At 73.1% G+C, this 11,669-nt stretch carries 11 protein-coding genes; 6 read left to right on the forward strand and 5 right to left on the reverse strand.

Annotation, left to right across the window (positions count from 1 at the left end):
- Positions 1-36 precede the first annotated feature (36 nt).
- The 4 genes from hutI to hutU all read right to left on the reverse strand — a co-directional run bounded on the left by hutI (position 37) and on the right by hutU (position 5,610).
- Positions 37-1,323, reverse strand: a complete 1,287-nt coding sequence (gene hutI / locus OG858_RS18240) for an imidazolonepropionase (RefSeq protein WP_319067921.1) — start codon at positions 1,321-1,323, stop codon at positions 37-39.
- On the reverse strand, positions 1,320-2,675 hold the full coding sequence (locus OG858_RS18245) for a formimidoylglutamate deiminase (protein WP_319067920.1): 1,356 nt from the start codon (positions 2,673-2,675) through the stop codon (positions 1,320-1,322). The genes hutI and OG858_RS18245 overlap by 4 nt, the downstream gene beginning before the upstream one ends.
- Positions 2,672-3,877, reverse strand: a complete 1,206-nt coding sequence (locus tag OG858_RS18250; RefSeq protein ID WP_107482390.1) for an allantoate amidohydrolase — start codon at positions 3,875-3,877, stop codon at positions 2,672-2,674. Before OG858_RS18250 ends, OG858_RS18245 begins: the two co-directional genes overlap by 4 nt.
- A gap of 68 nt (positions 3,878-3,945) precedes the next feature.
- Positions 3,946-5,610: a urocanate hydratase gene (hutU, locus tag OG858_RS18255; protein WP_327748817.1), complete on the reverse strand. Its 1,665-nt coding sequence runs from the start codon at positions 5,608-5,610 to the stop codon at positions 3,946-3,948.
- A 119-nt stretch (positions 5,611-5,729) separates the two neighbouring features.
- On the opposite strand from hutU, the gene OG858_RS18260 reads away from it, so the two are divergent.
- The 6 genes from OG858_RS18260 (at position 5,730) to OG858_RS18285 (ending at position 10,836) form a co-directional block, all read left to right on the forward strand.
- Positions 5,730-7,199, forward strand: coding sequence for a type III PLP-dependent enzyme domain-containing protein (locus OG858_RS18260; protein ID WP_319067917.1), 1,470 nt, complete (start codon positions 5,730-5,732; stop codon positions 7,197-7,199).
- A gap of 381 nt (positions 7,200-7,580) precedes the next feature.
- Positions 7,581-7,979 (forward strand): hypothetical protein, encoded by a 399-nt coding sequence (locus OG858_RS18265; protein ID WP_086754262.1) that lies wholly within the window; start codon positions 7,581-7,583, stop codon positions 7,977-7,979.
- Positions 7,976-8,920, forward strand: coding sequence for a hypothetical protein (locus OG858_RS18270; RefSeq protein WP_327743969.1), 945 nt, complete (start codon positions 7,976-7,978; stop codon positions 8,918-8,920). Before OG858_RS18265 ends, OG858_RS18270 begins: the two co-directional genes overlap by 4 nt.
- Before the next feature lie 37 nt (positions 8,921-8,957).
- Complete coding sequence (locus tag OG858_RS18275; RefSeq protein ID WP_319067914.1) at positions 8,958-9,560, forward strand: roadblock/LC7 domain-containing protein; 603 nt, start codon at positions 8,958-8,960, stop codon at positions 9,558-9,560.
- Positions 9,561-9,576: 16 nt separating this feature from the next.
- Positions 9,577-9,951 (forward strand): roadblock/LC7 domain-containing protein, encoded by a 375-nt coding sequence (locus OG858_RS18280; protein WP_005485738.1) that lies wholly within the window; start codon positions 9,577-9,579, stop codon positions 9,949-9,951.
- Positions 9,952-10,116: 165 nt separating this feature from the next.
- Positions 10,117-10,836 carry a lipoprotein gene (locus OG858_RS18285; RefSeq protein ID WP_319322236.1) on the forward strand — a complete coding sequence of 240 codons (720 nt, stop codon included), beginning with the start codon at positions 10,117-10,119 and terminating at the stop codon, positions 10,834-10,836.
- A 262-nt stretch (positions 10,837-11,098) separates the two neighbouring features.
- On the opposite strand, the gene OG858_RS18290 is transcribed toward OG858_RS18285, so the two are convergent.
- A complete protein-coding gene (locus tag OG858_RS18290; protein WP_327724177.1) occupies positions 11,099-11,668 on the reverse strand; it encodes a hypothetical protein in 570 nt (189 codons plus the stop codon).
- Between the last annotated feature and the right edge of the window lies 1 nt (position 11,669).

An 11,669-nucleotide genomic window follows, 5' to 3' on the forward strand; every position in this document is an offset into this window, starting at 1 on the left:
ACCGCGACAGAGGCCGCAACGCCCCGGCGCGGCCGGTCAGACCACGCGTACGCCCCTGCGCCATACGCCCGTGACCAGCGGAACTCCCGGCCGGTAGGCGAGGTGGACGTGGCTGGGCGCGTCCAGCAGCGCGAGATCGGCGTACGCGCCCGGCGTGAGGCTGCCGACGTCGTCGCGGCGGAGCGCCCGCGCACCCCCCGCCGTGGCCGACCAGACCGCCTCGTCCGGCGTCATCCCCATGTCCCGCACCGCGAGCGCGACACAGAAGGGGACGGACGAGGTGAAGGACGACCCCGGATTGCAGTCCGTGGAGAGGGCAACGGTGACGCCCGCGTCGAGGAGGCGGCGGGCGTCCGGCCACTGGGCGCGGGTGGAGAACTCGGCGCCGGGGAGCAGGGTGGCGACCGTCCGGCTGTTCGCGAGGGCGTCCACGTCGACGTCGGTGAGGTGGGTGCAGTGGTCCGCGCTCGCCGCGTCCAGTTCCACGGCGAGCTGGACGCCGGGGCCGTACGAGAGCTGGTTGGCGTGGATACGCGGGTGCAGGCCCTTGGCCCTGCCCGCCGTGAGGATCGCGCGGGCCTGGTCGCCGTCGAAGGCGCCCTTCTCGCAGAAGACGTCGATCCAACGGGCGTACGGGGCGCAGGCGTCGAGCATCTCGCCGGTGACGAGGGCGACGTAGGCGGCGGGGTCCTCGGCGTGGTCCGGGGAGACGATGTGGGCGCCGAGATAGGTGACCTCGTCGGTGTGGGCGGCCGCGATGCGCAGGGCCCGCGCCTCGTCCGCGACGGTCAGGCCGTAGCCGGACTTCGTCTCGAAGGTGGTCGTGCCCTGGCGGAGGGCCTCGCGGAGGTAACGGGTGAGGTTGGCCTCCAGTTCCTCGTCGGTGGCGGCACGGGTGGCGGCGACGGTCGTACGGATGCCGCCCGCGCTGTAGGCCCGGCCGGACATGCGGGCGTTGAACTCGGCGGTCCGGTCGCCGGCGAAGACGAGGTGGGAGTGGGAGTCCACGAAGCCCGGGATCACCGCCCGCCCACCGGCGTCGACGCGATTGTCAGTGGCGGGTGCTTTGCTTTGATCACCGGTCCACGCGATGCGTTCACCGTCGATGACGACGGCCGCGTTCTGGATCAGTCCGAGGGGGGATCTGTCGCCGAGGGAGGGGTCGTTGGTGACCAGGGCAGCGATGTTGGTGATGAGCGTGCTCGCGGTGCTCGCTGAATTGGCGGGGCTGACGGTCGTCGGGCTGCTCATGGCGTCCTTGGTGGCCTGGTCGGCGGTGGGTTCGGGGGCCGAGGCCGGCCCGGACGGGCGGGTGGGGGTCATCCGCGCAGTGCTTCGACGGCGTCCGCGAGGGCTTTCGGCACATCCGGTACGAGCGCGTGCACCCCGTCCCGTACGACGTGCCGACCTCCCACCACCGTGTGCGACACGTCTGCTGCCGACGCGGCGAATACAGCCGTCTCCGCGCCGAGCCGTGGAAGCGGCCCTGCGGTCCTGACCGAGTCGAGCGCGATCGTCGTGAAGTCGGCGAGCGCGCCCGTCTCCAGGGCACCGGCGTCGTCCCAGCCGATCGCCGTGTGGCCGTCGGCCGAGGCCGCCCGCAGGAGGGCCGCCGCCGTCCAGTGACCGCGCGTACGGGTGCGCAGCCGCTCGTTCAGTTCCATGGCGCGCGCCTCTTCGAGCAGGTCGATGACGGCGTGGCTGTCGGAGCCGAGGGAGAGCGGGGAGCCCGCCCGTTGCAGGGCGACGGCCGGTCCGATGCCGTCCGCGAGGTCCCGTTCGGTCGTGGGGCACATGCAGGTGCCGGTGCCGCTGTCGCCGATGAGGGCGATGTCCTCGTCGGTGAGGTGGGTGTTGTGGACGCCGGTCGTGCGGGGGCCCAGTACACCGTGGTCGGCGAGGAGTTGGGTGGGGGTGCGTCCGTGTGCCTCGTGGCAGGCGTCGTTCTCCGCCGTCTGCTCCGACAGGTGGACATGCAGCGGGGCCCGCCGCTCCTCGGCCCACCGCGCCACGGTCGCCAACTGCCCGGCGGGCACGGCCCGTACGGAGTGCACGGCCGCACCGATCCGCGCGTGATCCCGGTCCTTGAGAACTGAACAGCGTTCCGCCCAGGCCTCGGCCGTACCGTCGGAGAAGCGGAGCTGGTGGTGGTCGGGCGCCTTGCCGAAGCCGGCGGAGAGGTAGGCCGTGTCGAGGAGGGTGATCCGGATGCCCGCCTCGGCGGCGGCCTCGACGAGGGCCTCCCCCATGGCGTTCGGGTCGGCGTACGGGGTGCCGCCCGGGGCGTGGTGCACGTAGTGGAACTCGCCCACCGCCGTGATCCCGGCCAGCGCCATCTCCGCGTACACGGCCCGCGCGAGGGCGTGGTAGGTGTCCGGGGTCAGCCGGTCCGCCACCCGGTACATGACCTCGCGCCAGGTCCAGAAGGTGCCCGAGCCGACCTGGACGGTGCCGCGCAGGGCGCGGTGGAAGGCGTGGCTGTGGGCGTTGGCGAGGCCGGGCAGGGTGAGGCCGCGCAGGACGACCGCGCCCGGGGGCGGGGTGGGCGTCCCGCCGCGGACGGCGGTGATGCGGCCGGCTCGGGGGGTGCCCTCCGCGGCCACGGTCAGGGTCACGCCTGGCTCGACATGGGTGCCCAGCCAGGCGTGTTCGAGCCAGTAGGTCGTCTCCGTCACCTGCGGGCCAGCCCTTCCAGTACGTCGGCGAGCGCTCTCACCCCGGCCAGGCAGTCGTCCTCGGCGGCGTGCTCGGCCGGGGAGTGCGAGACGCCTGTCGGGTTGCGCACGAACAGCATGGCGGTCGGGACGGTCCCGGAGAGGATGCCGGCGTCGTGTCCGGCGCCGGTCCCGAGCACCGGCACCTTCAGACCGGCCGTGTCCCGGCCCAGGATGCGGGCGATCTCGTCCCGCAGCGCGTGCTCGAACTCGACGACGGGGGTGAAGGACTCCCGGACGATGTCGAGCTCGATCCCGTGCTCCTGGGCGTAGTCGCGGGCCGCCTCCTCGATCGCGCCGACGACCGTGTCCAGGGTGGCCTGGTCCTCGGCGCGGGAGTCGAGCCAGCCGCGCACGAGGGACGGGATGGCATTGACCCCGTTCGGCTCGACCGAGATCTTGCCGAAGGTGGCCACCGCCCCGGCGAGCCGCGCCTCGCGCCGGGCCGCGAGCACGGTCTCCGCGTAGGACAGCATGGGGTCCCGGCGGTCGACGAGCCGGGTCGTCCCGGCGTGGTTCGCCTCGCCCCGGAAGTCGAACCGCCATCGCCCGTGCGGCCAGATGGCACTGGCGATCCCGACGGCGTCCCCGGACAGGTCCAGGGCCCGCCCCTGCTCGACATGCAGTTCGACGAACGCCCCGATCCGCGCGAGCCGTTCCGGATCGGGTCCGATGCCCTCCGGGTCGTACCCGGCGGCCTCCATCGCCCGCGGCAGCGTGACCCCGTCCCCGCCGGTCAGCCGTCCCGCCTGCTCGACGGTCAGCTGCCCGGCGGTCAGCCGTGACCCCACGCAGGCCAGCCCGAACCGCGCGCCCTCCTCGTCACCGAAGTTGACGATGGCGAGGGGTTTGTCGAGCCGGGCGCCCCGGGCTCGGAGTTCGTCGAGCGCGGCGAAGGAGGACACGACGCCGAGGGGCCCGTCGAAGGCCCCGCCGTCGGGCACGGAGTCGAGATGCGACCCGGTGACCACGGCGTCCCCGGCGGCGGGGTCCCCGAGCCAGGCCCACTGGTTCCCGTTCCGGTCGACCTCGTGGGCCAGCCCCCGGTCCCGGGCCTGCTCCTCGAACCAGGCCCGGCAGTCCGCGTCGGCGGCGGTCCAGGCGAACCGGCGGTATCCACCGGAGTCGGGGTGACGGCCGATGGGCTTGAGGTCGCGCCACATCTCGTGGAAGGAGGCACCGCCGGTGACGGGGCCCGCCCCGCCACCACCCACTACGGGCCGGGTCCGGGTCACGCGTCGCCGCCCTCGCGCATCGGCACCCGTACGCCCCGGTCGTCGGCGACGGACTCCGCGATGTCGTAGCCCGCGTCGACGTGCCGGATCACACCCATCCCGGGGTCGTTCGTCAGCACCCGGCGGATCTTCTCCCCGGCCAGCTTCGTGCCGTCGGCGACCGTGACCTGACCGGCATGGATCGACCGGCCCATGCCCACGCCACCGCCGTGGTGCAGGGACACCCAGGACGCGCCCGACGCCACGTTCACCATCGCGTTCAGCAGCGGCCAGTCGGCGATCGCGTCGGAGCCGTCGAGCATGGCCTCGGTCTCGCGGTAGGGGGAGGCGACGGAGCCGCAGTCGAGGTGGTCGCGGCCGATGGCGAGCGGCGCGGCCAGTTCACCGGAGGCGACCATGTCGTTGAACCGCTCGCCGGCCTTGTCCCGCTCGCCGTAGCCGAGCCAGCAGATACGCGCCGGGAGGCCCTGGAAGTGGACGCGTTCCCCGGCCATCTTGATCCAGCGGTGGAGGGACTCGTTCTCGGGGAAGAGGTCGAGCATCGCCTTGTCGGTCTTGGCGATGTCGGCGGGGTCGCCGGAGAGGGCGGCCCACCGGAAGGGGCCCTTGCCCTCGCAGAACAGTGGCCGGATGTAGGCGGGGACGAAGCCGGGGAAGGCGAACGCCCGCTCGTAGCCGGCGATCCGGGCCTCGCCGCGGATGGAGTTGCCGTAGTCGAAGACCTCGGCACCCGCGTCCAGGAAGCCGACCATGGCCTCGACGTGCCGGGCCATCGCCTCTCGCGCGCGGGTGGTGAACCCGGCCGGGTCCTTCGTCGCGTAGGACGCCATGTCGTCGAAGTCCACGCCCACCGGCAGATACGCCAGCGGATCGTGGGCGGAGGTCTGGTCGGTGACGATGTCGATGGGGGCGCCCATGGCGAGGAGCCGGGGGACGAGGTCGGCCGCGTTGCCGAGGACGCCGATGGAGAGGGGGCGGCGGGCGTCACGGGCTTCGACGGCCAGCTGGAGGGCGTGGTCGAGCGAGTCGGCCTCCACGTCCAGGTAGCGGTGTTCGATACGGCGCTCGATGGCGCGCGGGTCGCAGTCGATACAGATCGCGACGCCGTCGTTCATGGTCACGGCGAGGGGCTGGGCGCCGCCCATGCCGCCGAGACCGGCGGTGAGCGTGATGGTCCCGGCGAGGGTGCCGTCGAACTTTTTGGCGGCGACGGCGGCGAAGGTCTCGTAGGTGCCCTGGAGGATGCCCTGGGTGCCGATGTAGATCCAGGAACCGGCGGTCATCTGGCCGTACATGGTCAGCCCGAGCTGTTCCAGCCGACGGAACTCCTCCCAGTTGGCCCAGTCGCCGACGAGGTTGGAGTTGGCGATGAGGACGCGGGGCGCCCATTCGTGGGTCTGCATGACGCCGACGGGGCGGCCGGACTGGACGAGCATGGTCTCGTCCTGCTTGAGGGTCTGCAGGGTGCGGACCATGGCGTCGAAGGAGCGCCAGTCACGGGCGGCCTTGCCCGTGCCGCCGTAGACGACGAGCTTGTCGGGGTGCTCGGCGACCTCGGGGTCGAGGTTGTTCTGCAGCATGCGCAGGGCGGCTTCCTGCTGCCAGCCCAGGGTGCTGAGTTCCGTACCGCGCGGCGCTCGAACGGGGCGGGGTCCTGACACGGTCTGCCTCCTCGCTATACAGCAACTATTCACATCCTGGCCTGATGAATAGAGCTAGTCAATACGGCGGTAGGGCCAGCGACGGCGCGCCGCGGATGTTTGGCTGGACACACTGGCCCATGGGCGCGGACGACTACACGACAGCAGGGGAAGAGAGGGGAGACGTGACGAACGGGACCGTGGGGGACGGGTCGGCCGGGGGCCGGGCCCACCCGCAGGACGAGGAGGACAGCGAGCGCACGCTGCGGCTGTTCGACACCGACGGCGAGCGGGCCGCCCGGCGGGACGAGGCCGTGCGGGCGGCGGTGGAGCAGGGGCTGCTCGGCCCCGGCACCCCGGTAGTCGCGCTCCTCGACGTGACCGGGATCCGGGCCTCGGCGGGGGCGCTGCGGAGGGCGTTCGACGCGGTGACGGCACCCGGGACGCCCGTACTGCACGCGTTCGCGGTGAAGGCGACGCCGCTCGTGCCCGTACTGCGGCTGCTGCGCGAGGCGGGGATCGGCGTGGAGGTGGCGAGTGCCGGGGAGCTGGCCCTGGCGCGGGCGGCCGGGGTGTCGCCGAAGCGGACCGTGCTCGACTCGCCCGCCAAGACCCCGGCCGAGCTGCGGGAGGCGCTGGCGCTGGGTATCGCGGTCAACGCGGACAATCCGCAGGAGCTGGGCCGCATCGACGCGCTCGTCCGGTCGGCCACCACCCGCTCCCCCATCGGCATCCGGGTGAACCCGCAGGTCGGCAGCGGTGCGATCGACGCGCTGTCCACGGCGACGGCCACGTCGAAGTTCGGGGTGGCGCTCCGGGACGAGGGCGCCCGCGAGTGGGTCGTGAGGGCGTATCTGGACCGCCCCTGGCTGAGCCGGCTGCACGCGCACACCGGGTCCCAGGGGATGCCGCTGTCGCTGATGACACGGGGGATCACCGAGACGTACGAGCTGGCGGAGGAGATCAACCGTCGGATCGGGCGGCAGCAGATCGACACGATCGACATCGGCGGCGGGCTGCCGGTGAACTTCGCGTCGGAGGCGGCGACACCGACGTACGAGCAGTACGCGCGACTGCTGGCGGAGGCGGTGCCGGGGCTGTTCGACGGGCGGTACGGGCTGGTGACCGAGTTCGGGAGGTCGCTGCTCGCGAAGCACGGGACGATCGTCGCCCGCGTGGAGTACACCAAGAGCGCGGGCGGGCGGGCCATCGCGGTCACCCATGCCGGGGTACAGGTGGCGACGCGGACGGTGTACGCGCCGGGGGCATGGCCGTTGCGGATCGCGGCGTACGACGGGAAGGGCCGGGTGAAGAGCGGGCCGGCGGTGGTGCAGGACGTGGCGGGGCCCGCCTGTTTCGCGGGGGACCTGCTGGCGGAGGGGCGTTCGCTGCCGCTGTTCGAACCGGGGGACTACGCCGCCGCGTTGGACACCGGCGCGTATTGCTTTGCGCACCACTACGCGTACAACTCTCTGCCGCGGCCCGGGATTTACGGGTATGCGCCCGGGGAGAGGGAGATGCGCTTCGCGGTGGTCCGGAAGGCGCAGACCGTGGAGGAGATCGTGGCGGAGGCGGGGGGAGTCGAGAGGTCGGGGCTGCTGGGGCTCTGACACGCGCCTTCGAGTTCGGGCGGGAACTGTGGGATGGCGGCTACGGGTTGGTCGTGGCTGGTCGCGCAGTTCCCCGCACCCCTGAGAATCCATGGGCGCCCGGCAGCAGCAACTGCTCCCCTCCGCACGCCCCTCAAGCCCCCCAGAATGATTGACGCCCGGTGCCTCGCCCGCGCCCGGCATGCGGGTCGGCCGCATATGCCCACCTCAGCGCACCGCTACGCGCCTGGACCCCAACAGCGGTGAAAACCAGGCAAGTCGACCCACCTTAGTCACCTCTCCGCATGTTCCGCTGGAAAATGCCAGATCCCTCACCCCTCGCGCACACGTTGCGTAGCGTCTGCGTCACTCAGCCGAACCGCAGGCAGGAGGGGAGCCACGGTGCCCGGAATCGACGAGTGTCTGGTGGAGGCCATGAGGCTGCCCGGTGCCTTGGGCGCCTCGGTGGTCGACTGGACCAGCGGGCTGGCGCTGGGCACGGTCGGGGAGGCACCCGGCGGTGACCACGAGACGACCGCGGCGGAGGCGGCGGAACTGGCGCGGCTGGCGGCGGAACACCGGGCGTTCGCGCCGGAGGAGGGTTCCGACTGGTCCGGGGCGGATCTGCCGGTCGAGGACCTGATCGTCAGCAACCGGGACACGTACCACGTGCTGCGGTTCGTACGGACGACGTTCGACAGCAGTGTGTTCCTGCATCTGTGGCTGGCCCGTTCGGACGGCAACCTCGCGCTGGCCCGGATCCGGCTCGGGGAGATGGCGGGGCGGCTGGTGCTGGCATGAGCGTGATCACCACACCGGCGCCTCCGCCGACCGTGCGGGGCGAGCACTTCCGGCAGGCCGTCGCCCCGATGCTGCGCCGGCTCGCCGCCGAGCGGGCCACCGGCGTACTGCTGCGCGAGAGCGGTTCGCTGTATCTGTCCGAGGGTGAGGTCGTCCATGCCGAGAGCCCCCGCTCGCCGGGCCTGGACGTGCTGCTCACCACCGGCGGCGTCCTGGACGGCGACGGCTGGCGGGAGGCGGTCGACACGGCCGGGGCCGGGCTGCGGGTCGGGCGGTTCCTCGTGGACAGCGGGCGGGTCACCCGGGGCGCGCTGGAGCTGTGCCACGCGGGGGCACTCTTCGACGCGGCGTACTTCGTGCTCGGCCCGAGCAGCGCGCAGGCCAGCTTCCGTTACGGGGCCGCGCACTGGCTGGGACCGATCCGCCCGGTGCCGGTGGCCGCCGTGGAGCGTGAGGCCCAGCGCCGCCGCGACCTGCTGCACCGCATCTGGCCCGACCCGGCGACGGACGAGGCCCCGCTGGTCAGGGCCGTCGGCCTGGACGTCCCACCGGTCCCGGCCCGCCAGGGAGCCGTGCTCGGCCAGGTCAACGGTGTCCGCACGGCCGCCGAGATCTCCCTGACCCTGGGGCGCCCGGCCTTCCACACCCTCGTGGACGTACGGCGTCTGACGGCCGCGGGCCTCATATCCGCGACCCGGCACAGCCCGGGGAGAACCCCGCCGATCCCGACCGGCCCGGACCACGTCCCCGCCACCCGCCAGGGGCTCGCCCCCGTCACCCACCCCGGCCTCGCCCCGTCGGCCGACCCGGACCGTGACACGGCTGCCGGACCGGCGGCCGGCAGCGAGGTATCGCCCCCCGCCCCACCTTGGCCGCTCACCACCCCAGACCCCGACGTGGCTCTACTGCAAAGGCTCAGGGATGCGCTGGAGGCCCTTTGAGCGGCAGCGGGAGCGTCCCGCCGAGAGGAGACTGATCATGGCCGCGGAGGCCGAAGTCCTCGACGAACTGCACCGGTTGAGGGCCCGTGTACCCCAGTTGACCGGCGCGCTCGCGGCCAGTGTGGACGGGCTGGTCCTCGCCCACGACACCCCCGGTGTGGAACCGGAGGGCCTGGCGGCACTCACCGCCGCCGCGCTCGGCGTCGCCGTACGGATGACGGACACCGCCGGCCGGGGCGAGCTCCGCGAACTGCTGCTGCGCGGCGACCACGGCTATGTGGCGACGTACGCGGCGGGTTCCTCCGCCGTGTTGACGCTGCTGGCCCAGGACCGGGTCAACGTGGGCCGGCTGCACCTGGAGGGCCGCCGCGCCGGCGGCCGTATCGGCGAACTGATGGACGCCCTGCCCCGGCAGGACGACACGGCCACGGCCAACGCCCGGTCGGCCGCCAGGAACCCGGCCCGGTCCGTGGCCAGGACCGCGAGCGCGGCCACGCCCTCCGCCACGACCGCCGCCTCGTCCCAGACACCGGCCAAGGCCACGGTCAGGTCGACCATGCCCCGCCGGACCCCTCGCGCCACCACCCCACGCACCACCCCCCGAACCGCTCCCAACGCACCTACCACCAATGAGAGTTGAAAGGACACCGCACACCATGGCCAACACCGAGACCGCGTTGAAAGAGGCCCTCGCGTCCATCGAGGGCGCGACCGGCGCCGCCCTGGTCGACTACACCAGCGGCATGGCACTGGGCACGATCGGCGGCAGCAAGGGGTTCGACCTCACCGTCGCCGCCGCCGGGAACACCGACGTCGTCCGCGCCAAGCTGCGCACCATGGAACACCTCGGCCTCAAGGGCGAGATCGAGGACATCCTGATCACCCTGTCCGACGCTTACCACCTGATCCGCCTGATCACCGGCCGTGGCGGCAACGGCCTCTTCCTCTACCTGGTCCTCGACGCCAAGCGGGCCAACCTGGCCATGGCCAGGCACCAGCTGAAGCGGATCGAGGCGGAGTTGGAGGTCTGACCCGTCCGACACCGCGGCTCCGGCGGCGCACCCCACCCGGGGAGCGCCGCCGAGCACGTTCCCCGGCGGGATCCGGGCCCGGCCCCGATACACCTACCCCGCACACCCGTGCGAACGCCGCCTCTCCCCCTCCGCTACCGTGTCCGCCCTGACCAGGAGAAGAGGATGACGGTGGGAAGAGCGGTACGGGGGACGGTGCTGGCGCAGGTGGCCTTGCTGGCCGGGGTGCTGACCGGGTGCTCGGGGTCGGCGGAGGACGGTGACGCGAAGCCGTCGTCGAGCGCCGCCAAGTCGGCGAAGGCGGAGGCCGGGCGGGGGTCGGAGTCGTCGCAGGACGCCGTCGAGAGCGGCGGCAGCGTCGGCGCGGCCGGTTCCGCCTGCGAACTGCCGGTCACCTTCGACACCGCCGAGAAGTGGCAGCCGGAGGCTGTCGAGACCGGGGCGCCCGACGGCGGGAGCGGTTCCGAGGAGGACGCGCTCGCGGCCGAGCTGGCCGAGGGGCTGCTGCACCAGGGCCCGTTCACCGCCGCGTGCGAGATCGACGCCAAGCCGGCCGGGAACATCGGCTTCCTCCGCGTCTGGACCGGCGAGGCAGGCGCGAAGGAGGGGGACGCGGAGGCGCTGCTGAAGGAGTTCGTGGCGGCCGAGGGCAACACCAGCAAGGCGAAGTACAGCGCGTTCACCTCGGACTCCGATGTCTCCGGCGCCGAGGTCACGTACCTCTACACCAGCGAGGCCCTGGAAGAGACCAAGAAGGAGCGGGCCTTCGTGACGGTCACCCCGGACGGGCCCGTCGTCGTCCACCTCGGAGGCCTCGACACCCAGGAACACGAGGAGATGCTCCCGGCGTACGAGCTGGCCAAGCGAACCTTGAACACCGCCTGACGAGCCTCTGAGCTGTGGGAATCGGTTGCGAACCCGTCCACGGCCCACGACCGGGCAGACCTCCCCCGACGGATCACCGACCAACGCGGGCGGGCGGTGAACAGGCTGGTCCGGCGGACACCCGGCGAACCCTGACGCACGGGCTGGGCTACTCCCCGCGGACACCCGGCAAGCCCTGACGTACAGGCCGGGCTACTCCCCGCGGACACCCGGCAAGCCCTGACGTACAGGCCGAGTCCGGCCCCGACGCAGGGAACCGCCCCTACGCCCGCCGGCCGCCCCCGGGCGCCGCGTCCCCCGCGCCGGGGCCGGTGACCCGGTACGCGGCCACCCGCTTGCCCGTCGGCCGGCCGCCCCGCGCGGACAGCCAGTCCACACGGACCCACAGGAGCCGGCCGGTGCCGACTTCGTGGCGGCCGAGCCAGGCAGCCCTGAGGCGGAGGCCGGTGCCGAGTCCGGCGAGGAGCATGCCGCCCGCCGCGGGGAGCGCGAAGGACGAGCCGAGGGCGGCCGCGAAGCCGAGCAACAGCCACCAGCGGTGGCCCCGGCGCCAGTTGCGGAGGGTCACGGCACGGTCCTGGAGGACGTCGTGCTTCCCGGCGCGCACGGCTGAGCGCGCCGGTGCGAGATACCGGCCGCGCCGCGTCCACGCCACCGCGCCGGCGGCGACGAGGAACAGCGCCGCCCCGGCCAGCACCCCGATCCGCCGCCCGGTCAGCCCCGGGGGCAGGACGCCGACCCCCGCCGCGACCACTCCCAGCCACCACAACGGGGCCGCCCCGGCCCGCACCACGACGGCCACCCGAGCAAGCCCCTGCCCTCCGCGCGCCACT

It is taken from the genome of Streptomyces europaeiscabiei (assembly GCF_036346855.1).
GTDB classification, from domain to species: domain Bacteria; phylum Actinomycetota; class Actinomycetes; order Streptomycetales; family Streptomycetaceae; genus Streptomyces; species Streptomyces europaeiscabiei.